Here is a 21,046-nt window from a genome sequence, read left to right as displayed (position 1 = left end):
CCTGAGCCCGGTGCACTACCGGACCCAGACCCTCGCAGCCTAGAAACCCTCTATAACCTCTTACTTAACCAATCCAACTTCCGGGGACCAGTTCAGTCCGGCGGGGGCTGCTTTCGTCGGAGCCTCAGGCGACCTGGTACGGCGTGAGGTCGCCGGCCAGCGCCGGGTGCACGCGGGCCGAGACCCGGGTGCCGTCGGCGGTGTGCTCGAGCTGTTCGACCGAGCCCTCGGAGTGAATCCGGGAGACCAGGTCACCGCGGTCGTACGGCAGTAGGACGTCGAGCGAGATGTGCGGCTGCGGGAGCGAACCCTCGAGCAGCTCGCGCAGCTTGTCGATGCCCTCGCCGGTCCGGGCCGAGACCACGATCGCGTGCGGCTCGCGGTGCAGGATCGGCGCCAGCGCCATCGGGTCGGCGGCGTCGGCCTTGTTGATCACGATGATCTCCGGCACGTCCGTCGCGTTGATCTCGGCCAGCACCTCGCGGACCGCCTGGATCTGCGCGATCGGGTCGGGGTGCGAACCGTCGACCACGTGCAGCAGCAGGTCGGCGTCCGTGACCTCCTCCAGCGTCGAGCGGAACGCCTCGACGATGTCGTGCGGCAGGTGCCGGACGAACCCGACGGTGTCGGTCAGCGTGTACACGCGGCCGTCCGAGGTCGTGGTCCGTCGGGTGGTCGGGTCCAGGGTCGCGAACAGCGCGTCCTCGACCAGCACACCCGCGCCGGTGATCCGGTTCAGCAGCGACGACTTGCCGGCGTTCGTGTAGCCCGCGATCGCCACAGAGGGCACCAGGTTGCGGCGGCGCTCCTGGCGCATGGTCGAGCGGGTGCTCTTCATGTCCTTGAGCAGGCGGCGCAGCTTGGAGATCTTGGTGTTGATCCGGCGCCGGTCGGTCTCGATCTTGGTCTCACCGGGACCACGACCACCGATACCGCCACCGGCCGCACCGACGCGTCCACCGGCCTGGCGGGACAGGTTGCCACCCCAACCACGCAGGCGCTGCTTCATGTACTGCAGCTGCGCCAGCTCGACCTGGGCCTTGCCTTCCTTGCTCTTCGCGTGCTGCGCGAAGATGTCCAGGATCAGCGCGGTCCGGTCCACGACCTTGACCTTGAGCTTGTCCTCCAGGTTGCGCAGCTGCGCGGGGGCCAGCTCGCCGTCGGCGATCACGGTGTCGGCGCCGAGCGACGCGACCAGGTTGCGCAGGTCGGTCACCTTGCCGGAACCGATGAAGGTCGCCGGGTCCGGCTTCTTCCGCCGCTGGATCACGCCGTCCAGGACCTCGGAACCGGCGGTCTCGGCGAGCAGCTTCAGCTCGGCCAGCGAGTTCTCCGCGTCCTCGGCGCTGCCCTCGGTCCAGACGCCGACCAGCAGCACCCGCTCGAGCAGCAGCCTGCGGTACTCGACCTCGCTGATGTCGGTCAGCTCGGTCGACATGCCCACGACGCGGCGAAGCGCTTGGCGCTCCTCCAGCTCGAGGCCCTCGGTGCTCAGCTCGTACGCATCGTGACCCGTCAACGAATCGCCTGAGTCCTCGCCCTCGATGAGGTCAAGTTCGACGTCGGTGGTCTCGTCGTAAGAATGTGAATGGGTCGTCATATACCTTCCATGGTGGCACGGGCCTCCAGTACAAGCGACCCGTTTACCAACGTCAACGCCCCACGCGGCAGCAGGATTCCCGCACTAGACCGGTAGCCACGATGTGTCGAACTGACCCCGAGCGTGCAGAACGGCCGGACCCGTCAGCTCCAGGTGGTTGTCGGCACGCCAAGTCACGGACACCTCACCGCCTGGTACGCCGACGCGGTACGTCACCGGCAGCGCGTCCCGGGCCGCCCGCGCGGCGGCTACCGTCACGGCACACGTCCCGGTCCCGCAGGACCGCGTCTCCCCCGACCCGCGCTCGTGGACGCGCATGTCGACGTCGTGCGGACCACGCCGTACGACGAACTCCACGTTCACGCCGTCCGGGAAGGCCTCGGCCGGGGACCAGGTGGGCTGGTCGCACAGGTTGCCCGGCTCGCGCAGGTCGTCGACGAACGCGACCGCGTGCGGGTTGCCCATGTCGACGGACAGCGCCGGCCACTGGTGCCCGGCCGCCTCGACGACGACTCCGGCAGCGGCAAAGACCTTCGGTTCGCCCATGTCGACCGTCAGCGTGCCGTCGTCGTTCTGGACGACCTCCCGGACGCCCGCACGGGTGCCGATCCGCACCGGCTTGCCGTCGATCAACCCGGCCTCGGCCAGATACTTCACGAAGACCCGAACCCCGTTGCCGCACATCTCCGCGATCGAGCCGTCCGCGTTGCGGTAGTCCATGAACCAGTCGCCGCCGTCTTCGACGTACGCCTGCTTGTCCCCGGCGATCACCCGCAGTACGCCGTCAGCGCCGAGGCCCGCGTGCCGGTCGCAGAGGAACCGCACCAGCGCCGCGTCCAGGTCGCCGTGCACCGAACCGTCGGGGTCGGGCAGGATCACGAAGTCGTTCTCCGTACCATGGCCCTTCAGCCAGGAAAACGTGCTCATGAAGGAGATCGTACGGTGCTGGTCGCCTACTTCTGGGAGCAGGAGGACGCAGAGACCGTCGCCCGGCTGCTGCACGGCGAGGTACGGCGGGGGCGCTTCCAGGGTGAGGACGACGACGATGACCATCCCTGGGTGGTCGTACTGCGTCCTTCCGATGACCTCGAGCGGGTCGTGGCGGAGCATGACGGATGGGTTGAGACGCTGACGAACGAGCCACGGGTCGTGCCCGCGCCGCTCCCCCAGGAACCACAACGCTTCAAGCGAGGCCCGGCGGTCAGCTGAGGACCCGGCCGGGGCGGCGGCCGGTGGGTTTGCCGTCGGCCAGTGCGGGTTGCCCGGCGATCAGAACGTGTTCTACGCCGACCGAGAGCTGCCAGGGGTCGTCGTACGTCGACTTGTCCGCGATCCGGGCCGGGTCGAGGACGACCAGGTCCGCGACGGCGCCGGGCCTGATCACACCGCGATCCGTCCACCCGAGGCGGGACGCGGGGAGCGACGTCATCCGCCGGATCGCCTCGGCGAGGCTGAGCACGCCGAGATCGCGGGCGTAGTGGCCGAGGACGCGGGGAAATGTCCCGAAGTTGCGCGGGTGCGGGTGGCCGGAGCCGGTCGCTTCCATGATCCAGCCGTCGCTGGCCACCGCGGTCCGTGGATGTTCGAGGACCGCGATCACGTCGGCCTCGCTCATCGCGTGGTTGACGACGCTGACGGCCGCCTGGTGGTGTTCGAGGATGCGCAGCACGATCTCAGCGGCGTCCACGCCGTCGGCACGGGCGATCTCGTCAGGGTGAGACCGCGGCTGTCCTCGTAGCGGCCCGGCGGGAGGGACGCGATCACCACAGTGTCGGGCGAGAGGAGCTGGTCGGAGCGCAGCGCGTCGGCGATCCGTTCGCGTTCGGCCGGATCGGCCAGACGGTCCAGGAGAGTGCCGCCGGCGAGGGCCCAGGCGGGGAGCCGCGTGGTGAGGGTCGTGCTGGTGGCGGTGTAGGGGTACGCGTCCCAGCCGAGGTCGACGTCTGCACGGTCCAGGTGTTCGAGAGCGGCTGAGACGAGGCCGTGGTTGGTCGTCCCAACGGCTTTCAGGTGCGAGACCTCCAGCCGCGCTCCCCCGGCCCGCGCCGCCGCGATCGCCTCGTCCAGCGCGGCCAGGAGCCCGGCGCCTTCGTTGCGGAGGTGTGTCGAATACAGCAAGCCGCACTCGCCTGCGGTCGCCACCAGCGCGGCCACCTCGGACGGTTCGGCGTACGTGCCTGGGGCGTAGATCAGGCCGGTGGAGAACCCGACCGCACCCTGGTCGGCGGCCGCGCGGAGCAGGTCCTGCATCTGCCGGAGCTCGTCCGCAGAAGGTGCCCGCTGGGCACTCCCCATCACCGCGATCCGGAGCGTGCAGTGACCGACCTGGAGAGCCAGGTTCACCGCCGGCTCCAACGTTGCAGCGAAGCCCGCGAGGTCGTGCCACGACCATTCGTGCCGCGCGCCGAGGAACGCCGTACCGGCTCGGAGGATCTCGAGGTTGGTGATCGGGAACGGTGACCAGCCGCAGTTGCCCGCGACCAGCGTCGTGACGCCCTGCGCGAGCTGGGACTCGGCGGCCGGCGCCGAGCCGAGACTGAAATCCGCATGTGAGTGCAGATCGATGAAACCGGGTGCCACAATGTTGCCCGTGGCATCGATGACCTCGGCACCGGGCGGCAGGCTCGCGGCGGGTGGCAGCACGCCGGCGATCCGGTCGTCCTCGACCAGCACGGTCCCGGGCACCGGCGCCGTACCGTTGCCGTCGGCCACCAGGCCGCCGGTGAGTGCGATCCGCATCGAACCGCTCCTGTTCTGGTCAGGGGGCGAGCTGGACGGTGCCGACGGTGTTCGCCGCGATCAGGTCCCGGTCGACCCGATGCCCGAGCCCCGGGCCGGTGGGCACCTGGACGACGCCGTCGGCGGCGACGACAGCTGGTTCGATCAGATCCCGGGCGTAGTACTTCTCCGAGGCGGACACATCCGATGGGAGGGTGAACCCGGGCAGGCTGGAGAGTGCGACGTTCGCCGCCCGGCCGATGCCGAACTCGTGCATGCCGCCGCACCAGACCGGGATGCCGGCCTGCTGCGCCCGGTCGTGCGCCCGGCGCGCGGGGGTCAGGCCGCCCATCCGCGACACCTTGATGTTGAGCACCTGCAGGGCGCGGAGCTCTAGCGCCGTCTCCAGGTCGTCCACGGTCTCGATGCTCTCGTCGAGACAGACCGGGGTGTCGATCATGCTTTGCAACTTCGCATGCGTCAGGAGGTCCTTGGGCGCGAACGGCTGCTCGATCATCGTCAGCTCGAAGTCGTCCAGCTTCGCCAGGCGCTCGACGTCGTCTGCCGTGTAGATCCCGTTCGCATCCACGTGCAGATCGAGCTCGGGGTACGCCGCTCGCACCGCCCGGACCGGTTCTACATCCCAGTCCTGGGTGATCTTGAGCTTGACCCTCGGGTAGCCGGCTTCGACCTGTTGTTCGACCTGCTGAAGTAGTTCGTCGATCGTCGGTTCGATGCCCAGCGAAACACCCGCGACCACCTCGGTCCGTGTGCCACCCAGGACTGTTGCCAACGGCAGCGATTGTGTCTCGGCCCAGAGCGTCCAAGCGGCTGTGTCTACGCCGGCCTTGGCGAAGTTGTTGCCTCGGACCTTCATGTTGACCAGGTCGCTGGGGTGGCTCCAGACGCGGCCGAGGACAGCCGGGAGGAGGTAGTGCTCGGCGATGTGCCAGCAGGACTCGACGGTCTCGGGGGCGTAGTACGGGTCCGACGAGGAGGCGATCTCGCCCCAGCCGATCGCACCGGAGGCATCCTCGAGCTCGACCAGGATGTGGTCGAGGAAGGCCTTGCGGTGCGAACTGGTCTGAAAGGCGTGCACCAGCGGCAGACGGACGCGATGCAAGCGGGCGGCGACGATCTTGAGGTCAGTTGACATACAACCCCAGCTCCGTGTTCAACCGGTCTCGCTCGACCAGCCGCCGGCGCGCGCCCTTCGCGCTCGCCGTGGTCAGCGTCGCGAGCACGTGCAGCACGGACGCGACGACGGTCGGCGAATCGACGTACGACGCACTCCCGGTGGCGACGTAGATCGACTGGTCGGCGATCTTCGCCAGCGGCGCGTCCTCGAAGTCCGTCACCGCGACCAGCTCCCCGCCCGCCTCGACGAAGCGGCGGGCGATCTCGACGGTGTCGCGCCGGTACCGGCGGAACGAGAACGCGACCATCAGATCGTTGGACCGCACATCGGCGAGCACGTCGACGCCGCGGACGACCGTGCCGTCGATGAGCGTGACCTGGGAGAGGCCGACGCCGAGGTCGAAGGCGAGCAGGGACGCGTACGAGAACGACTTGGCCGAGCCGACGATGAAGCGCCGGCGGGCCGCGACGATCCGGGCCGCGGCCTGCGCGATCGACTCGTCCGTGAGGATCTGGTCGAGCGCTCCGTCGATCGAGGCGCGCTCCTGCTCGACGACGCGACGCTGTAGCAGCGCCGACGACCGGCGTTGCAGGCGGGCGTCGTACCGCTCCTGGGGGCTGGTGAGCTCGCGGTTGCTCGGATCGTCAGGCATCGTCCACCGGCCCGAAGTAGTAGACAGCCTCGCCGTCGGGCAGCCGGCGGCAGGAGACCGCGGCCAGACCCTTGGCGAACAGCTCCTCGAACGGCTTGCGGAGATTCGGCTGGACCGGGACCTGCGTGAGCGCGGAGACGTCCAGCTCGCCCGGGTGCGGTCGGGTCAGGTCCCACTCCACGATCACCCGGTCGGTGCCCGGGCCGTACATGTCCGGGGCGAACCAGCGGCCGCGGGCACCGAGCACGTCAAGGTTGAAGTGCGCGTTGCGCTCCTGGGCCGGGTCGTAGGTCCAGCGCATCCGGGACAGGCCGTGGCTCAGGGCAACTTCTCGCTGGGCGTGCTTGAGCATCCGGCCGAGCCCGTGCCCCTGCTGGTCGACGGCCACCACGGCCGACTGCGAGTAGTGGTAGAAACCGCGCCGGTCGGTCCCGCAGAAACCGTAGGCGAAGGCAACGAGCCGGTCGCGCTCGTCGAGGATGCCGACGACCGCGCCGCCGTTGCTGGACAGCGCGCCGAGCAACCGCGGATTCAGGCCGTACGCCGAGTCGACGTAGCCGAAGACCCCGCGGTAGAGCTCGGAGGCCTCGGCGAAGCGGGCCGCCGTGGTGAGCGAGACGGCACGGAAGCCGCTCTCAGCCATACGGTTCATATCCCACATTAGATCCGCTGTCTCCACGGTGGTCAATCGCCGGCCAGATGGTGATACGTTCCTTATCCATGATGATCGAGCGCCTCCGCGAGTACGTCGGCCACGAGACCCCGACCGGCGACGCGGCCGCGCTGAACGCGTTCGCCGACCGGCTCGAGCGCCGGTACGCCGAGCTCGGCGCGACCGTCCACCGCGAGATCATCGAGACCGGCGATCATCTGCTGGCGGACTTTCCGGGCCGCGGACCGTTGGCCGGCGACGCACCGCTGCTGTTTCTCGGCCATCACGACACGGTCTGGCCGATCGGGCAACTGGCTTCGGCAATGCCGTGGCGGCACGAGGACGGGGTGATTCACGGGCCGGGCGTCTTCGACATGAAGGGCGGCCTGGTTGTGCTGGAGACAGCGCTCGCGCAGGTCGCCGAACGCGATCATCGGCCGGTGCGGGTCGTGGTGGTCGCGGACGAAGAGATCGGGTCGCCGTCCGCGCGCCCGCTCGTCACCCGGGCCGCCGAGGGGGTGGTGGCTGCCTTCGGGCTCGAGCCGCCGCATCCGAACGGCGATCTGAAGACGTCGCGCTGGGGCAGCACCCGGGTCCGGATCGCGGTCACCGGGCGCGAGGCGCACGCGGCGCTGGATCCGAAGAGCGGGATCTCGGCGATCGACGAACTGGTCGACCAACTGATCGCCGTCCGCCGGATCGTCGCCGAGCACCCGGACGTGCTGTGCAACGTCGGCACGATCACGGGCGGCGGCCGGACGAATGTCGTACCGGGCGCTGCGTCGGCGGACATCGGGTTCCGGTTCGTCGATCCGGCGACCGAGCGGGCAGTGCTCGATGCAGTCACCACGCTGACACCGGCAAAGGCTGAGTTGGACGTGCAGGTGATGTCGAACCGGCCGGCGTGGGAACCGTCGGCGGGAACTGATGAACTGCTGGCTCGCGTGATCGAGGCCGGCCGGTCGGTCGGCCAGGAGATCGGTGGTGCGGCCGCCACGGGTGCGGCCGACACCAACCTGACCGGATGGTTGGGAATCCCAACGCTGGACGGCCTCGGGCCGGTCGGCAAGGGCGCCCACGCCGTCCACGAGCAGGCGGTCGCGGCGACCTTGGCCGAGCGGGCCGACCTGGTCGCCGCGATCATCACCTCAGTGTGAGCGTGGCCAGATCTGGTACGTCGTACCGGCCGCTCCCCCACCTCGTCGCGTCGGCTCGGCCGCGGCCAGGATCGCGCCACCGGGCAGGAACTCCAGCGCCGCGACCGCACCGATCTCGGCGGCCGAGCTCCCTGGAGCACCAGCCGGCACGAACGTGTGACCGTACGGCGTGAGCGCAGAACCGTAGGCGTCGATGAACGACTGCTCGGCCGTGACGTTCGTGGTGTTGCGCTGCGACGCCCGCGGTGCGGCGATCGCCTCCGGCAGCGTCATGCCGCGGTCGAGCCGGTTCGTCAGCGTTTGCAGGACGGTCGTGATGATCGTCGAGCCACCGGGCGAGCCCAGCGCGATGAAGGGCTTGCCGCCCCGCAGCACGATTGTCGGCGACATCGAGGACCGCGGCCGCTTGCCGCCCGCGATCTTGTTCGGGTCGCTCGCGACCGGAGCCGCGGAGAAGTCTGTCAGCTCGTTGTTCAGCAGGAAGCCGCGACCCGGCAAGGTGATGCCGCTACCGCCGGTCTGCTCGATCGTCAGCGTGTAGGAGACGACATTGCCCCATTTGTCGGCCGTGACCAGGTGAGTGGTCGACAAGCCCTCGGTGTCCGGTCGCTTCTCGGTCGTGACGCCCTGGGCGCAGGGTTGGTAGCTACCGTCCGGCGAGCCGGCGGGGACCGGCTTCGTCGCGGCGTGCTGCGGGTCGATCAGGCAGGACCGCTCGGCCCCGAAGCCTCGCGACAGCAGCTCCTTCAGCGGTACGTCGACGTACGCCGGGTCGCCGACGTACTTGCCGCGGTCGGCGAACGCGAGCGCGGACGCCTCGAGGTACGTGTGCAGCGCCTGGGTGGTGTTCAGCTGCCTCAGGTGCTGCGGCTGGAGGATGTTGAGGGCCTCGCCAACGGTCGAGCCGCCGGACGACGACGGCGGCATGCCGTACACGTCCAGGCCGTCGTACCGGACCTGGGTCGGCGTGCGGTTGATCGTCCGGTACGACGCCAGGTCGGCCGTCGTCAGGTACCCGGGGAAGAACGGCAGCGTGGCGTCCGGCGTCTTCGGCGGATTCTTCGCCACGGCCGCCATCTCGGCCGCCAGCGGTCCGCGGTAGAACACCGACGGGCCCTGCTTCCCGATCAGGTGATAGGTGTCGGCGAGCTCGGGGTTCTTGAACAGCGTGCCGACCTGAGGCGCGTCGCCGTTCGGCAGGAACAGCTTGGCCGTCGGGACAACCTGCGCGAACCTCGACTTGTTCTCGAGGGTCTGGAGCCGGAACGTCGGGTCGACGACGAAACCGTGGTCGGCCAGGTCCGCGGCCGGTGCCAGCGCCTTGCCGAGCGACAGCGAACCCCACTGCCGCAGCGCACTGTCCCAGGTCGCGAGCGTTCCCGGTACGCCGATCGACACCCCGGAGGTGACCAGGTCCGAGAACGTGTACGGCGTCCCGGTCGCCTTGTTGATGAACGCGTCCTCCGGCATCGTCGCGGGCGCGGTCTCGCGGCCGTCGATCGTGTAGACCTTGTGGTTCTTCGCGCTGTAGTAGACGAAGTACCCGCCACCGCCGACGCCGGCGGAGTACGGCTCGGTCACGCCGAGCGCTGCGGCCGTGGCCACGGCTGCGTCGACGGCGTTGCCACCGCGGCGCAGTACGCCGAGGCCGATGTTGGTCGCGTTCGGGTCGACGGACGCGACGCCACCGCCGTACCCGATCGCGGTGGGATGTCTGTCCGGCGCCTGCGGCGGGCTGGCGACGGCGCTGCCCGTCGTCAGGCTGGTGAGGACAAGGGCACCTGCGGACAGGGTTGCGATCAGTTTCTTCACGTTTCCCCCACGGGCTTCGGCGTACAGGGACACCGCCTTGCCTATCCCACCCGTGGGTTGTGCGCCAGTTGTGGCGCGCCCAGTTGCCTCAGCTGACCGTGCAGGAGTCCAGGAAACGGCGGAGTACGTCGTCGGACCAGTCGAGCGAGCCCTTCGGGAGCTCGATCAGCAGCCACTGGTCGGCGAGCTTCACCTGACCGGTCAAGCGACCGTCCAGCGTGCCGATGTGGAACGTCTTGCCGTTCCCGTCGGTGACACGGACGGCGGACAGGCTGCGAGCCGTCGGCGCCGCCTGCAGCACCACCTTGGCGGCCGAGTCGGCGGTACGCATCTCGGGTTGCGACAGGACGACGTGGTTGGCCGCGATCGGGGTCTCGGCGGACCAACCGCGCGGCGTGAGAGCGCAGCTGATCGTGCTCCACGGTTTCGTGTTCGCGACCAGCTCGACCGCTGCCGCACCGTACATCGACATCGACTCAGAGCCGGGCGACGGCGTCGGTGGATCGGCCGGGGTGGCTGAGGCGGCCGTCGTGGCCGTCTCGGTCTCGCCTGTGCCGCCGGCCACGTCGGTGTTGCTCCCCCACCACTTCAGGTTGCCGATCGCAAGCACCAGGGCCGACGCAGCGGCCACGCAGAGCACACCGGTCACCCGACGGCGTCGCCGAAGCCGGCGCAAGGCAAGCCGTCCGCGCGCGACGTCCGCCTCGACATCCGCGTCGGGCAGGCCTGCCGCCGCCCGCTCCGCGAACCCCTCCAACAACTTCTTGACTTCGTCCACTGATCTTTTACCTTCCCCGCCCCGCCGCCCCGGTCATGTCTCAGCCACTCCCCGTCGCGTCCTTCTCCTCGGTCATCAAGTCCTTCAGACGCTTCAGCGCCTTGGCCGTCTGGCTTTTGACGGTCCCCTCGGTGCAGTCCAGGATCCGCGCGCAGGTCGCCACGTCGAGATCCTGGAAGTACCGCAGTACCAGGACAGCTCGCTGCCGCGGTGCGAGGTCCAGCAACGCGTTCCGGACGGCGAGCGTGTCCGCCGGGTCCGGTTCGTCGACGTCTCGCGGCTCGAGCGTCTCCGCGGTCACCACCTCGGGGTGGCGGCCGGCGCGGCGGCGCTCGTCCAGGAAGGCGTTGACCAGGATGCGGTGCGCATACGGGCCCGCGCCTTCGTGCTTGATCCGATGCCAGTGCACGTACACCCGGGTACAGGCGGTCTGGACCAGATCTTCGGCGGTGTGCACATCCCCCGCGGTGAGCAGCAGCGCCGTACGCATCAGCCGGGTGCGGTCCGCGAGCAGGTACTCACGGAACTCGGCCTCACGGTCACCCCCTCGCATCGACGGCCCCGGTGTCCGTTCTGGGGCCTGGCTCAACTCCTACTACGCCGTGCGTCCCCCTGCGGTTGCCTTCGGCTATCACCTGAAGTGCCTTCTCCACCAGGTCGGGGTCGTCGTACTGCAGCCACATGATGCGTTGGTCCTTACGGAACCACGAGTCCTGCCGGCGTGCGAACCGTCGCGTGGCCTGGGCGGTCCGCTCCCGCGCCTCGGTCTCGTCGAGCTCACCGTTCAGCAACGCGATCACCTGCGAGTACCCGAGGGCGCGGTTGGCCGTCCTGCCCTCAATCAAACCCTTGTTCAGCAGCCCGCGCACCTCGTCGACGAAACCGGCCTCGAACATCCGGTCCACCCGGCGGCCGATCCGCTCGTCGAGGACGGGCCTCGGTACGTCGAGACCGAGCTGGACGGCGCCTGGGTAGACGTAGTGGTGGTCGGGGAGGGTGGCGGCGTACGGGGCGTCGGTGATCTCGATGACCTCGAGGGCGCGGACGATCCGCCGACCGTTGCTCGGGAGGATCTGCTCGGCAGCCTTCGGGTCTCTGTCCTTGAGTCGTTGGTGCAGTGCGCCTGAACCCTCGGCTTCCAGCTCGCCCTCGAGGCGGGCGCGGACGACGGGATCGGTCCCGGGGAAGACGAAGTCGTCGAGGATCGCGCGGATGTAGAGCGCGGACCCGCCGGCCAGGATCGGGGTGCGTTGCCGGGTGAGGCAGCCGTCGATGGCTTGGCGGGCCAGCTCCTGGAACTCGGCGACGGTCGCGGTCTCGGTGACAGCGAGGATGTCGAGCAGGTGGTGCGGTACGCCGTGGCGCTCCGCCGTACCGATCTTCGCCGTACCGATGTCCATGCCGCGGTAGACCTGCATGGCGTCGGCGTTGACCACCTCGCCGCTCAGGTGCTGGGCGAGCGCGACGGCGAGGTCGGATTTGCCGGCCGCGGTGGGGCCGACGACCGCGACGACGAGTGGATCGGGCATCGCTCCAGTCTGCCGGAGTCCGATCAAGACTGGGCCAAGAGGTGTGTACCAGCCTTGTGGATGACCCTCTCGGTTCGGTAGGAACGCACGAGAGTTCGTGCCAGATCTACGGGAGGAACGCAGTGTCGAATCCGTTCGAGGAAGAGTCGGACGCGGCCAAGGCCGCATTCGAGCAGGGGGAAGAGCAGGCCGAGGCGCTCAAGCGCAGCGGTGGCGACGTCGAACTGAAGAAGAGCGGCGGTGACGTCGAGTTCAGCGGTGGCGATGTCGAGTCCACCGGCGGTGAGAGCGAGGACAGCGGCGGCGACGTAGAGTCGGAGCCGGAGGGCGACGGCGTCTGACATCGCCTTCACTTTTGTGTCGGCATGGCGGTCGCGGAGATCCCACAGTTCCACCTGCGCAGGTGCGAAGATCGCCGCTAGCTGTCTGTAAGCACTCAACTACGCAGGAACAGGAGCCCCGCGATGGGCATCTTCGACAAGTTCAAGAACACGGCCGAGGACCTGAAGGACAAGGCCACCGACCTGGTCAACGAGCACGGCGACAAGGTCGGTGAAGGTCTCGACAAGGCCGGTGACTTCGTCGACGAGAAGACGGGCGGCAAGTACGGCGACAAGATCGACCAGGGCGTCGACAAGGCCAAGGACGGCCTGGACGGTCTCGACGGCCAGAACGACGACATCCCCGACTCGAACCGACCCGCCTGACACACCGCTGCGAAGGGCCGCAAGCACCCGCTTGCGGCCCTTCGCCATGCCCGGCCCGAGGTCGGCTCAGATCTTGTAGCGGGTGGTGAGGGTGGTCATGGCTTGGTCGATGGAGTGGTCGAGGCGTTGGCGGGTGGGGTCTTCGTCGTGCCAGGCGACGATTTCGCGGGCGCCGGTTTCGAACGGGATGGTGGCTTCGTAGTCGGGGACCACCCGGCGGAGTTTGGTGTTGTCGAAGACGGCTGAGTGCGTCTTGTCGCCGAGGAGGCCGGCACCCCAGGCGGGGTGTTCCGCGGCGATCGCGTCGGAGGGGACGTGCACGATCTGCGCCGTCGTACCGGCCGCGGCGGCGAGCGTGTGGGCGATCTGGTCCCAGGTCAGGACGTCGTCGGACGTGATCTGGAAGACGTCGCCGAGAGCGCGGGCGTGACCGAGCAGCGGGACCAGGCCGCGGGCGAAGTCACGGTGGTGGGTCAGCGTCCACAGCGAGCTCCCGTCACCGTGGACCACGACCGGCAGGCCGCGGCGCATCCGGTCGACGATCGTCCACCCACCGTCGAACGGGACGAGCGTGCGGTCGTACGTGTGCGACGGCCGCACGATCGTGATCGGGAACTCCTCGTCACGGTAGAGCCCGGTCAGCAGGTCTTCGCAGGCGATCTTGTCGCGGGAGTACTGCCAGAACGGATTCCGCAACGGCGTCGACTCGGTGATCGGCAGCCGAGCGGGCGGCGTCTGGTACGCCGAAGCCGAGCCGATGAAGACGTACTGGCCGACATGTCCGCGCAGCGCATCGGTGCGGGCGCGCACCTGATCCGGCGTGAATGCCACCCAGTCGACCACGACGTCGAAGTCCTGTCCGGCGAGGTCGGCCAGAGCCGCCGGATCACTGACGTCGGCGGTGAGCTGCCGCACCTCCGGCGGGAGCGGGCGGATCGAGGTCTTGCCGCGGTTGGCGACCGTCAGCTCGAGGCCCACTTCGACGGCTCGCCAGGAGCACGCCGAGCTGATGACGCCCGTACCGCCGAGAAAGAGAACACGCAATGCACTCATGCGGACTGCTCCTCAAGGTCGCAACGCCGTTGCTGCCAAGCTATCGGCGCGCCTCGGTCCGCACCCTCTACGGTCCAGAACCCGAGATGGGTCAGAAGATGTAGAAGCCGGTGACCGCGGTCGGAAGGATGCCGAGAAGGAGCCACCAGGACAGGGGGTTGCGGCGGAAGATGGCTCGGATGCCGGCGGCCGTCAGCAGGCCGATCACCGCGGACATCAGCCAGAGGCCTACGCCGCGGCCGAAGTCGTGGTCGGCGATGCCGATGCTGTAGACGGCCAGGGTGATGGCGGGGACGCTGCCGACGTGGAAGAGGATGGCGGACGCAACCCAGCGCTGGACGGTTTCGATGTTCATCGGGCGCGGGGTCCTTCGGCGTACCCGTCGCTTCGGGGATCCGGGCTGCTCGGCGACCACCTCGCGCTGCTCCTTCGGCTGCTCGGTCTCCCGAGGGTCGGCGTACTCCCTGGTGTTCATCGACGCCTCCATCGATACTTAGTGTCCTAATGATTAGGGTACACAAAGTTGCTACACTAAGCACATGGCAGTGACGAAGGCGACACCCGAGAACCCGCTGGCGCTCGAGCACCAGGTCTGCTTCGCGCTGGCGGTCGCGGCGCGCACCGTGATCGCGTTGTACCGGCCGGTCCTCGAGCCGATGGGGCTGACGCATCCGCAGTACCTCGTGATGCTCGCACTGTGGGAGTCCGAGCCGGTGTCGGTCAAGGACCTGTCCGGCATGCTCCAACTCGAGCCGGCCACGCTGTCGCCGCTCCTCAAGCGCCTCGAAGCCGCCGGCCTCGTCCACCGCGAACGCTCCGCGACCGACGAACGCTCCCTCGCCGTCACCCTCACCGACAAGGGCCGCGAGCTCCGCAACCAAGCACTCGACGTACCGCCGGCAATCGTCAAACGCCTCGGCATGAACGTCGACGAACTCACGGACCTCCACGCCCGCCTAACCACAGTCATCACCGCCGCCACAACCGAAGCCCCCGCCGGCAACTGACCTGGCCCCCGGCGCATCCAACCGACTGTGCGACAGGTAGAGCGGTCCTTCGGCTGGGACGAGGAGCTGGCCCGGCGAGGCTTCGTCACGTTCAGACCTCTCCCGGTTTCGCTGGTGGGACTACTGTCGCCGCTGGCCTACGTATCGTTCGGCGCCACGGTGATCGACCGAGTGCCACATGCCTACATCTGGGGCGTCTGGGCAGGGGTCGGCACCCTGACCGCCGTCACGCTCGTGCCCGCGGTGCGGCAGGTGGCGCGACTGGTGACCGGCAGCTCCGACCTGATCGTCACCCCGGCCGGGGTCGGACTGGGCGAGGACACCCTCGGCTGGCACGAGGTGTCGACGGTCGTCAGCCAGCGATCTCCGATCGTCACCATCCGCCCGCACCCCGGGCTGAACAAGAACCCGATCACCTTCCACTACCTCGGCTCCACGCACCTGGCCTCCTGGCTGAACCATCACCTCGAAATGAGCCGGCGACCAGGCGCATGATTCGGACGTAGATCGTCCGGATTGCGTCGTACTGTGACGGTATGGGCGAGTTGACGGTACGGGCGTTGTCGCCGGAGACCTGGGATGCGTTTGCGGATCTCGCGGAGCGGCACAACGGCGTGTGGGGCGGGTGCTGGTGCACGTACTTCCAGACGATGCACAACGAGAAGACCTTCGATGCGGCGAGCAACCGTGAGCTGAAGCATCGGTTGGTGATCGAGGGACGCGCGCACGCGGCGCTGGTGTTCGACGGCGAGCGGGCGGTGGGGTGGTTGGAGTACGGGACGCCGGCCGAGCTGCCGAACATCAACCACCGCAAGGAGTACGAGCGGGACCTGGAGCGGCTGCCCGACTATCGAATGACGTGCTTCTTCACCGACCGCAACTACCGCCGCCAGGGCGTCTCAGCCACCGCCCTCCGCGGCGCCCTCGACCTGATCGCCCAATCCGGCGGCGGAGTCGTCGAGGCCTACCCCCAAGACACCGGAGGCAAACGAATCACCGCCTCCTTCCTCTACAACGGCACCCGCTCCCTCTTCGAACAAACCGGCTTCACCTACCTACGCCCCAAAGGCAAAAACCACTGCACCATGACCAAAACCATCCCCTGAGGCGGGACCACGCCAGTCTGTTGGCACTTGGGAGGCAGCCGCGCACCTCACTCGTACTCGATCAGCCCTTCTTCGCAAGCCCATTTTCTGAATCCGCCGCGCTCGAAGGGCAGGAAATAACTTCCGGTGATCAGGTCGTCCGCGAGCGACTCGACCATGGACACGGTGAGCTGGCTCTCGCGAATCGCGTTGCACAGCAGAGGAAGTGTGGCGGTGACGCGAATGCCTTCCTCTTCCGCGATCTTGCGCGGAACGCTGTCATCCAGCACCGTCTCGAATCCGCGAGTCCTTCCGAGCGCCAGTACGCCACACTCCCCCAGATTGCGCTGGCCAACGGCAAGCCGGCGCTCGTACTCCGCGAACGCCATCACAAACGGTAGGTCGTTGCTGCGGTCAACTTCGATCCAGCCGATATCCAGCACCTGTTGCAAGACCGGCAGATCGTGCGCCTGATGCTTGATCTCTCGCTCGACGCTCTCGGGAATGAGAACCCGTCGTCCGCCGGCCAGGAACTTCAGCACACCGAGCCAGCCTTCGACCGTGAAGTGACGCATCGGGCCGGTGTCGAACACCAGCGCGTCAACGCTCTCGATCACGACACGAAGTTCCAGAGCTCGTCCTCGCGCCGTTCTCTGAGGGCGGGCAGATCCTCGTCGGCGAAGGTTTCGTACAGGAGCTCGAGGGCCCGCTCGCGGCTGATCCGCTCATCTCGGCAGGCTCTCAGTACCGCTCGCTGGTACGGCACCGGCAGGCTGGTTCCTTCGAGATCGAAAGGTACGACGAGATCGAACTCGACGATGTCAGCGCGGGTCGTTCTGACGTCCCGGACCAGTGCCGCGGCGGCCTTGTCGATCATGCCCAGCTCGCAGAGCCTGCGGGCCAGCGTGGCCATATCAACTCGGAAATCGCTCGCGATCAGGACCGCCGCCTCTCGAGGCGGCCGCGCTGCATGCCGAGACCAGGCGGCCCGAACGCCGGCCTCCGGCAACAACACGCTCCTCGCGAACCGGTCGAGACGCGACTCGATGTCGCCACCTTGCAGGTCGGTGACCCGCCAGTCGATGGTGTACTCGTCCGCGACCAGGAAATGGCCCAGTTCATGCGCCAGCGCCAACCGACGCCGACCGACCTTGTTGTGGCTGTTGATCAGGCTGACCGCACCTTGACGGAGCAGGATCGTCCCCGCGTCAGCAGTGTCGACTCCGAGGTCGTAGGAAAACGCGAGGAGTCCGATGGAAGCAGCACGCTCGACGAGGTCAGGGACGGGCTCAGCTGCGTTGAGGCCAAGCAACTTCCTGGCCTGCGCCGCGAGGCTGTCCGCCTCCGACACACTGCCGGGCCGCTGAAGCGCTGGTCGAGCAGCCGCCGGCAGCCCGAGCTCCGCGGCGGCCAACGAGTGCACGAACTCAACGTCTCCGGCGATACCCGCGAGCATGCGGTCGATCTTCGAATCGGCTGTATCGAGTCCCTGAGCAGAGCGGTGTGACACCAAGGCAGGAATCGGATCGGCAAAGAACGACGCCATCCGCACACCAAGCGCCGCTGCGATATCCGACAACTCCAGCGCGGTGAGCTTGCGGATCCCACTCTCGATCTTGTTCACCGCAGTCCGGTCGAGACTCAACTGTGCCGCCAACTCCCCCTGCGTCAGCCCGGCCAGCTCACGCGCCTCCCGAACCCTCGCCCCCAACGCCCGCTCGTCAACCTCTCCCATGTGTGCGAGTTTCGCACACATGGGACCAACCTGCACACCACCATCCACAGGGACCGGCGCTACGCGTGCAGCGAGGACACCTCGTCCACGACTGCCTTGATGGCTTCGGCCACCAGCACGGGTTCTTCTTTGTGCACGTAGTGACCTGCCGTCTTCGCGACGATATGCCTTGCGTGAAGCTTCTCGGCGAGCATGCGTTGGCCGAGCTGCCACCGCTCGTCGAGCTGCTCGAGTGTGAACGGACGCCAGGCCTCCGGATGCCCTTCCTCCACCCAGCGACCAACTCGGCTGGTCACCACAGCGGCCGGAACGGTGGGCAGTTGGCCGGCCTCGATTTCACGGATCCCTGCCAGTACGTCGAACAGCCGCCCGCCACTGTCGCTGCCGTCGCGGAATGTCAGCTCCGGTTGGTCAATCTCCATGTCCAGCCGCAGATCACTGGAATCCACCAGGACCAATCCTGCTGTGTCGTCCGGCCAGTTCATCGCGTACGACTGCGCGATCACTGCTCCAACGGAGTGCCCAACAAGCACGCGCGGGGTGGGTACGCCGGCCGCGCTCAACAGCCCGTGGAGCTCTCGCGCTGCATCCAGGTAGGTCTGCGCAGCTGACGGATCGGGCAGTGGCGCACTGAGCCCGGTCCCAGGTCGGTCATACGTCACCAGCTGCAGGCCGAGCGACTCGAGTAATCCCCGGACCTTGTCCCACACATCAGAGCTGTCCCCACAACCAGAAACAAACACCACCGGCGGCCCACCTTCACCGAAGCTGTCGACCGCCAGTAAACAACCGTTGACCTCGATCCGTGGCATCCGGCGAGGTTAATCTCCACTCGGGTCCACCTAGCAGGCTGATTGAAAGCTCGGTCATCAAAGAGATGACTGGGGTTCACTATGTGGGCCGCCATCTGCCGGTGGAATTTGGGGTTGAGGACCGTGGCCCAGGGCTCTGGGAGCTGGGTTTCAGCGACGGTCGCCTTGTCCTCCACCGCATCAATCAGCAGCTTGTCGGACAAGAACTGATTGGATAGCGGCCGGACCCCGGGCCGCCCCGAAGGCCGGCCGACCTGCGCTCAAACTCGTATCGCAACTTCTCGCAACACCCCTTGACCGCAACTGGTCGTAAGCGGAGGGTAATCACCGACAACCAACCGCAACCCCATGCAGGGGAGTATCAACATGCGTCTCACACTGGTCGCCGGTGACCCGGACTCCATCCCCGACAACTCGCCAACCCTCTACAAGACCGACCGCGGCAGCTGGGTCGTGCAAGGGTGGGTCGTCACCGATCCTGATGCCCTGAGTCAGCTCGACGTGCCCGAGGGCGAGACCGTGGTCGAGATCCCCGACCGGATGCTCCCGTTCTTCAAGTAGGAGGATCGTGCAGGAACTCACCTACAGCCAGTTCCAGGACCTGACCGCTTCAATCAAGCGCAGTGCCGCACACCTCGAGACTCGGGATGCCTACGGCACTGAGACCGAACTACCGCACATGGCCAAGTGGGCGGTAGGCGAGCCCGACGATCTGGACTGGCTGCAAGGCTGGTGCGACAAGGTCCGGGATCACGTGCAGCAAGGTCGGTCGGTCCGACGGGCCAAGATCGTCTCGGAACCGCTCAGCGACTACCAGCGTTGGGCCCACACCTTGGTCGGGCCGATGGTCGACGCAGGCGAGGACATCCGCTGGGTCCCGCGTCGCTCGGTGTCGTCCATCTGCATCCCAGGCAACGACTTCTACGTGCTGGATGACGAGCAGGTCGTCTTCCTGCACTACGCCGGCTCCGGTCTCAATACCGCTCTCACCTTGTCCACCGATCCAGCCGATGTCGAGCTGTGCCGCACCGCCTTTGAACGGGTGTGGGCCCTGTCGGTGCCACACCGTGACTACCAGCCCCAATAGTGCAGCCAAGAAGGCGCAGGAAGCTCTCGGCCTGCGTCTTCGCTCGTTACGCCTCGATGCTGGCCTGACGGCTCGCGAACTGGCCACCGCCACCAGTTGGCACTTCACGCGTATCAGCAAGATCGAAAACGGCGTCCAACGAGCGACCGATGCTGACATCCGTTCTTGGTGCTCGATGTGCACGGCCGAGGATGAGGTTGCCGACCTGATCGCGCAAGCCCGCTCCATCGAGTCGATGTACATGGAGTTCCGGCATCGCACTCGCACCGGCCTCAAGCAGCTCATGCGCTCGCCGGTTCCGCTGTATGAGCGCACCGCACAATTCCGCATCTACGAACACAACGTCATTCCTGGCCTCTTCCAAACCGCCGGCTACATCCGAGCGATGCTGCCGTTCTGGTTCACCTTCCTCGGCGTGCGCAACGACCTCGACGAATCTGTCGCCGCCCGCCTCGAACGACAGTCCGTCCTGTACGACGGCACCAAAACCTTCTCGGTCGTTTTGGAGGAGGCCTGCCTGCGAACGCCATTGGGCGACACCGATACCCTGCGCGGACAGCTCGATCGCCTGCTCTCGATCATGAGCTTGCCCAACGTTTCGCTGGGCATCATCCCGTCAATGACGGTTCGCGATGTCATCGGCTCAGCCGGGTTCTGGATCTTCGACAACACGCTCGTCAAGCTGGAGACGCCCACCGCCAGCATCGAGGTCTCCCAACCCCACGAGGTCGACCTGTACGCCACGATGTTCGACCACCTCCGCAGCTGGGCTGTCTACGGCCGCGACGCCCGCGGTCTCATCATCCGCGTCCAGAGCGAATTGGGTTAGCAACCGTTCGCAACAGTCTGGTAGTCGCCGGTAGCACCTTCGTAGCGTCACCCGTATGACAGCGATGGTGGTGCGCACGCGGCACGGGCAGCGCATCCACGCGTCGGAAACCTGCTACTCGTTGCACTGCCGCTGTCGTCCTGAAGCGGCGGCCGTCGAGAGACAACGAGCGTATGGCTATCTCCGTGCGCATCTCCTCATCTGCACGTCCGAAGTCAACCGCACCAAGGACTCTCTGACCCGCTTCGCCAAAGACTCCAATCTCGTGCTTGCGGCCATCTTCGTCGAGGAGCATCCCCGGCGGCCCGATGCCTTCGAGCGACTGCTTCAGGCCGTCCTCCGCGACGAGGTCCGAGTGGTGCTTCTGCCGAGCTTCCTGCACCTAGCCGTGCTCGGATCTCCACGGAACGTCAAGGGCTACTTCGAGGCCGCGACTGGCGCCCGCATCATCACGATGCCCTGACCGCTTCCTCCTACAGTCCGGCGAGGCGGTACCTGATCCCTGCATCGGTGCCGCCTCGCCGCTCCACACAGCCGAGCCAAACAAAGGCTTGAGATGATCCGCATGCGCCGAACACGGCACGCCCGTCACCACCAGCCGCGCCCGCCGAAGGCGTGTCCTTCGAGCGTCACCACATCCACCTCGCCGATCACTCCGAGCCCGTCACCACCTGCTGCGCCCCGCCGGAGGCGGC

At 67.5% G+C, this 21,046-nt stretch carries 27 protein-coding genes; 11 read left to right on the top strand and 16 right to left on the bottom strand.

Going from position 1 to position 21,046, the window contains the following annotated elements:
* Positions 1 to 124: 124 nt before the first annotated feature.
* Both hflX and dapF read right to left on the bottom strand, forming a co-directional pair.
* A complete protein-coding gene (gene hflX / locus AB0E69_RS29380; protein WP_360153089.1) occupies positions 125 to 1,600 on the bottom strand; it encodes a GTPase HflX in 1,476 nt (491 codons plus the stop codon).
* An 84-nt stretch (positions 1,601 to 1,684) separates the two neighbouring features.
* Entirely contained in the window at positions 1,685 to 2,527 is an 843-nt protein-coding gene (gene dapF / locus AB0E69_RS29375; RefSeq protein WP_360153086.1) for a diaminopimelate epimerase, read from the bottom strand.
* A gap of 15 nt (positions 2,528 to 2,542) precedes the next feature.
* Here dapF and AB0E69_RS29370 point away from each other — a divergent pair, with 15 nt between their 5' ends.
* Positions 2,543 to 2,809: a hypothetical protein gene (locus AB0E69_RS29370; protein ID WP_360153083.1), complete on the top strand. Its 267-nt coding sequence runs from the start codon at positions 2,543 to 2,545 to the stop codon at positions 2,807 to 2,809.
* On the opposite strand, the gene AB0E69_RS29365 is transcribed toward AB0E69_RS29370, so the two are convergent.
* From AB0E69_RS29365 to AB0E69_RS29345, 5 genes are read right to left on the bottom strand one after another with little or no spacing between them, the layout of a single operon-like run.
* Positions 2,802 to 3,269: an amidohydrolase family protein gene (locus AB0E69_RS29365; protein ID WP_360153080.1), complete on the bottom strand. Its 468-nt coding sequence runs from the start codon at positions 3,267 to 3,269 to the stop codon at positions 2,802 to 2,804. The two genes, AB0E69_RS29370 and AB0E69_RS29365, sit on opposite strands and share 8 nt — an antisense overlap.
* Positions 3,212 to 4,339, bottom strand: a complete 1,128-nt coding sequence (locus AB0E69_RS29360; RefSeq protein ID WP_360153077.1) for an amidohydrolase family protein — start codon at positions 4,337 to 4,339, stop codon at positions 3,212 to 3,214. Before AB0E69_RS29360 ends, AB0E69_RS29365 begins: the two co-directional genes overlap by 58 nt.
* A gap of 19 nt (positions 4,340 to 4,358) precedes the next feature.
* Positions 4,359 to 5,474 carry an o-succinylbenzoate synthase gene (menC, locus tag AB0E69_RS29355; RefSeq protein ID WP_360153074.1) on the bottom strand — a complete coding sequence of 372 codons (1,116 nt, stop codon included), beginning with the start codon at positions 5,472 to 5,474 and terminating at the stop codon, positions 4,359 to 4,361.
* Entirely contained in the window at positions 5,464 to 6,108 is a 645-nt protein-coding gene (locus AB0E69_RS29350) for an SIS domain-containing protein (protein WP_360153071.1), read from the bottom strand. The genes menC and AB0E69_RS29350 overlap by 11 nt, the downstream gene beginning before the upstream one ends.
* Complete coding sequence (locus tag AB0E69_RS29345; RefSeq protein WP_360153068.1) at positions 6,101 to 6,760, bottom strand: hypothetical protein; 660 nt, start codon at positions 6,758 to 6,760, stop codon at positions 6,101 to 6,103. Before AB0E69_RS29345 ends, AB0E69_RS29350 begins: the two co-directional genes overlap by 8 nt.
* A 68-nt stretch (positions 6,761 to 6,828) precedes the next feature.
* On the opposite strand from AB0E69_RS29345, the gene AB0E69_RS29340 reads away from it, so the two are divergent.
* The gene (locus AB0E69_RS29340; protein WP_360153065.1) at positions 6,829 to 7,917 is read left to right on the top strand and encodes a M20/M25/M40 family metallo-hydrolase; all 1,089 of its coding nucleotides are present in this window, start codon (positions 6,829 to 6,831) and stop codon (positions 7,915 to 7,917) included.
* On the opposite strand, the gene ggt is transcribed toward AB0E69_RS29340, so the two are convergent.
* The 4 genes from ggt to miaA all read right to left on the bottom strand — a co-directional run bounded on the left by ggt (position 7,909) and on the right by miaA (position 12,036).
* Complete coding sequence (ggt, locus tag AB0E69_RS29335) at positions 7,909 to 9,729, bottom strand: gamma-glutamyltransferase (RefSeq protein ID WP_360153062.1); 1,821 nt, start codon at positions 9,727 to 9,729, stop codon at positions 7,909 to 7,911. The genes AB0E69_RS29340 and ggt overlap by 9 nt on opposite strands.
* An 88-nt stretch (positions 9,730 to 9,817) precedes the next feature.
* Positions 9,818 to 10,507, bottom strand: coding sequence for a hypothetical protein (locus AB0E69_RS29330; RefSeq protein ID WP_360153059.1), 690 nt, complete (start codon positions 10,505 to 10,507; stop codon positions 9,818 to 9,820).
* Positions 10,508 to 10,547: 40 nt separating this feature from the next.
* Positions 10,548 to 11,060: a SigE family RNA polymerase sigma factor gene (locus tag AB0E69_RS29325; RefSeq protein ID WP_360153056.1), complete on the bottom strand. Its 513-nt coding sequence runs from the start codon at positions 11,058 to 11,060 to the stop codon at positions 10,548 to 10,550.
* Positions 11,047 to 12,036, bottom strand: a complete 990-nt coding sequence (gene miaA / locus AB0E69_RS29320; protein ID WP_360153053.1) for a tRNA (adenosine(37)-N6)-dimethylallyltransferase MiaA — start codon at positions 12,034 to 12,036, stop codon at positions 11,047 to 11,049. Before miaA ends, AB0E69_RS29325 begins: the two co-directional genes overlap by 14 nt.
* A gap of 122 nt (positions 12,037 to 12,158) precedes the next feature.
* Here miaA and AB0E69_RS29315 point away from each other — a divergent pair, with 122 nt between their 5' ends.
* Together AB0E69_RS29315 and AB0E69_RS29310 are read left to right on the top strand one after the other, a co-directional pair.
* Positions 12,159 to 12,377 (top strand): hypothetical protein, encoded by a 219-nt coding sequence (locus AB0E69_RS29315; protein WP_360153050.1) that lies wholly within the window; start codon positions 12,159 to 12,161, stop codon positions 12,375 to 12,377.
* 123 nt (positions 12,378 to 12,500) lie between these two features.
* On the top strand, positions 12,501 to 12,743 hold the full coding sequence (locus AB0E69_RS29310) for an antitoxin (protein ID WP_360153047.1): 243 nt from the start codon (positions 12,501 to 12,503) through the stop codon (positions 12,741 to 12,743).
* Between the two features lie 66 nt (positions 12,744 to 12,809).
* Here AB0E69_RS29310 and AB0E69_RS29305 read toward each other — a convergent pair whose 3' ends face one another.
* Positions 12,810 to 13,796, bottom strand: a complete 987-nt coding sequence (locus AB0E69_RS29305; RefSeq protein ID WP_360153044.1) for an NAD-dependent epimerase/dehydratase family protein — start codon at positions 13,794 to 13,796, stop codon at positions 12,810 to 12,812.
* Between the two features lie 91 nt (positions 13,797 to 13,887).
* Positions 13,888 to 14,271, bottom strand: a complete 384-nt coding sequence (locus tag AB0E69_RS29300; RefSeq protein WP_360153040.1) for a hypothetical protein — start codon at positions 14,269 to 14,271, stop codon at positions 13,888 to 13,890.
* Positions 14,272 to 14,335: 64 nt separating this feature from the next.
* Between AB0E69_RS29300 and AB0E69_RS29295 the strand changes: the two genes are divergently transcribed.
* From AB0E69_RS29295 to AB0E69_RS29285, 3 genes are read left to right on the top strand one after another with little or no spacing between them, the layout of a single operon-like run.
* On the top strand, positions 14,336 to 14,803 hold the full coding sequence (locus AB0E69_RS29295) for a MarR family transcriptional regulator (protein WP_360153037.1): 468 nt from the start codon (positions 14,336 to 14,338) through the stop codon (positions 14,801 to 14,803).
* A 27-nt stretch (positions 14,804 to 14,830) separates the two neighbouring features.
* Positions 14,831 to 15,298: a hypothetical protein gene (locus AB0E69_RS29290; RefSeq protein WP_360153034.1), complete on the top strand. Its 468-nt coding sequence runs from the start codon at positions 14,831 to 14,833 to the stop codon at positions 15,296 to 15,298.
* Positions 15,299 to 15,339: 41 nt separating this feature from the next.
* Positions 15,340 to 15,909 (top strand): GNAT family N-acetyltransferase, encoded by a 570-nt coding sequence (locus AB0E69_RS29285; RefSeq protein WP_360153031.1) that lies wholly within the window; start codon positions 15,340 to 15,342, stop codon positions 15,907 to 15,909.
* Between the two features lie 47 nt (positions 15,910 to 15,956).
* On the opposite strand, the gene AB0E69_RS29280 is transcribed toward AB0E69_RS29285, so the two are convergent.
* From AB0E69_RS29280 to AB0E69_RS29270, 3 genes are read right to left on the bottom strand one after another with little or no spacing between them, the layout of a single operon-like run.
* Positions 15,957 to 16,505 carry a nucleotide-binding protein gene (locus AB0E69_RS29280; protein WP_360153028.1) on the bottom strand — a complete coding sequence of 183 codons (549 nt, stop codon included), beginning with the start codon at positions 16,503 to 16,505 and terminating at the stop codon, positions 15,957 to 15,959.
* Positions 16,502 to 17,623 carry an XRE family transcriptional regulator gene (locus tag AB0E69_RS29275; protein ID WP_360153025.1) on the bottom strand — a complete coding sequence of 374 codons (1,122 nt, stop codon included), beginning with the start codon at positions 17,621 to 17,623 and terminating at the stop codon, positions 16,502 to 16,504. Before AB0E69_RS29275 ends, AB0E69_RS29280 begins: the two co-directional genes overlap by 4 nt.
* 59 nt (positions 17,624 to 17,682) lie before the next feature.
* Complete coding sequence (locus tag AB0E69_RS29270) at positions 17,683 to 18,435, bottom strand: alpha/beta hydrolase (RefSeq protein ID WP_360153022.1); 753 nt, start codon at positions 18,433 to 18,435, stop codon at positions 17,683 to 17,685.
* Between the two features lie 366 nt (positions 18,436 to 18,801).
* Here AB0E69_RS29270 and AB0E69_RS29265 point away from each other — a divergent pair, with 366 nt between their 5' ends.
* The 4 genes from AB0E69_RS29265 to AB0E69_RS29250 are packed head-to-tail and all read left to right on the top strand — an operon-like array spanning position 18,802 to position 20,814.
* On the top strand, positions 18,802 to 18,996 hold the full coding sequence (locus AB0E69_RS29265; RefSeq protein WP_360153019.1) for a hypothetical protein: 195 nt from the start codon (positions 18,802 to 18,804) through the stop codon (positions 18,994 to 18,996).
* A 7-nt stretch (positions 18,997 to 19,003) separates the two neighbouring features.
* Positions 19,004 to 19,522 carry a DUF6879 family protein gene (locus AB0E69_RS29260; RefSeq protein ID WP_360153016.1) on the top strand — a complete coding sequence of 173 codons (519 nt, stop codon included), beginning with the start codon at positions 19,004 to 19,006 and terminating at the stop codon, positions 19,520 to 19,522.
* On the top strand, positions 19,503 to 20,351 hold the full coding sequence (locus AB0E69_RS29255; RefSeq protein WP_360153013.1) for a helix-turn-helix transcriptional regulator: 849 nt from the start codon (positions 19,503 to 19,505) through the stop codon (positions 20,349 to 20,351). Before AB0E69_RS29260 ends, AB0E69_RS29255 begins: the two co-directional genes overlap by 20 nt.
* A 55-nt stretch (positions 20,352 to 20,406) precedes the next feature.
* On the top strand, positions 20,407 to 20,814 hold the full coding sequence (locus tag AB0E69_RS29250) for a hypothetical protein (RefSeq protein WP_360153010.1): 408 nt from the start codon (positions 20,407 to 20,409) through the stop codon (positions 20,812 to 20,814).
* Positions 20,815 to 21,046: the final 232 nt, after the last annotated feature.

The sequence above is a fragment of the Kribbella sp. NPDC026611 genome, from assembly GCF_040638345.1.
Lineage (GTDB): Bacteria > Actinomycetota > Actinomycetes > Propionibacteriales > Kribbellaceae > Kribbella.
Note: the sequence above shows the minus strand (reverse complement) of the source record. Positions and strands in the feature narration are given on the sequence as shown.

Bases quoted from the DNA above. Each gene is read 5' to 3' on its own strand.
- AB0E69_RS29285 (WP_360153031.1), top strand. From the start codon at position 15,340: ATGGGCGAGTTGACGGTACGGGCGTTGTCGCCGGAGACCTGGGATGCG.
- AB0E69_RS29265 (WP_360153019.1), top strand. From the start codon at position 18,802: ATGCGTCTCACACTGGTCGCCGGTGACCCGGACTCCATCCCCGACAAC.
- AB0E69_RS29305 (WP_360153044.1), bottom strand. From the start codon at position 13,796: ATGAGTGCATTGCGTGTTCTCTTTCTCGGCGGTACGGGCGTCATCAGC.
- AB0E69_RS29340 (WP_360153065.1), top strand. From the start codon at position 6,829: ATGATGATCGAGCGCCTCCGCGAGTACGTCGGCCACGAGACCCCGACC.
- hflX (WP_360153089.1), bottom strand. From the start codon at position 1,600: ATGACGACCCATTCACATTCTTACGACGAGACCACCGACGTCGAACTT.
- AB0E69_RS29270 (WP_360153022.1), bottom strand. From the start codon at position 18,435: ATGCCACGGATCGAGGTCAACGGTTGTTTACTGGCGGTCGACAGCTTC.
- miaA (WP_360153053.1), bottom strand. From the start codon at position 12,036: ATGCCCGATCCACTCGTCGTCGCGGTCGTCGGCCCCACCGCGGCCGGC.
- AB0E69_RS29345 (WP_360153068.1), bottom strand. From the start codon at position 6,760: ATGAACCGTATGGCTGAGAGCGGCTTCCGTGCCGTCTCGCTCACCACG.
- AB0E69_RS29325 (WP_360153056.1), bottom strand. From the start codon at position 11,060: ATGCGAGGGGGTGACCGTGAGGCCGAGTTCCGTGAGTACCTGCTCGCG.
- dapF (WP_360153086.1), bottom strand. From the start codon at position 2,527: ATGAGCACGTTTTCCTGGCTGAAGGGCCATGGTACGGAGAACGACTTC.
- AB0E69_RS29300 (WP_360153040.1), bottom strand. From the start codon at position 14,271: ATGAACACCAGGGAGTACGCCGACCCTCGGGAGACCGAGCAGCCGAAG.
- AB0E69_RS29275 (WP_360153025.1), bottom strand. From the start codon at position 17,623: ATGGGAGAGGTTGACGAGCGGGCGTTGGGGGCGAGGGTTCGGGAGGCG.
- AB0E69_RS29310 (WP_360153047.1), top strand. From the start codon at position 12,501: ATGGGCATCTTCGACAAGTTCAAGAACACGGCCGAGGACCTGAAGGAC.
- AB0E69_RS29360 (WP_360153077.1), bottom strand. From the start codon at position 4,339: ATGCGGATCGCACTCACCGGCGGCCTGGTGGCCGACGGCAACGGTACG.
- AB0E69_RS29295 (WP_360153037.1), top strand. From the start codon at position 14,336: ATGGCAGTGACGAAGGCGACACCCGAGAACCCGCTGGCGCTCGAGCAC.
- AB0E69_RS29250 (WP_360153010.1), top strand. From the start codon at position 20,407: ATGACAGCGATGGTGGTGCGCACGCGGCACGGGCAGCGCATCCACGCG.
- menC (WP_360153074.1), bottom strand. From the start codon at position 5,474: ATGTCAACTGACCTCAAGATCGTCGCCGCCCGCTTGCATCGCGTCCGT.
- AB0E69_RS29350 (WP_360153071.1), bottom strand. From the start codon at position 6,108: ATGCCTGACGATCCGAGCAACCGCGAGCTCACCAGCCCCCAGGAGCGG.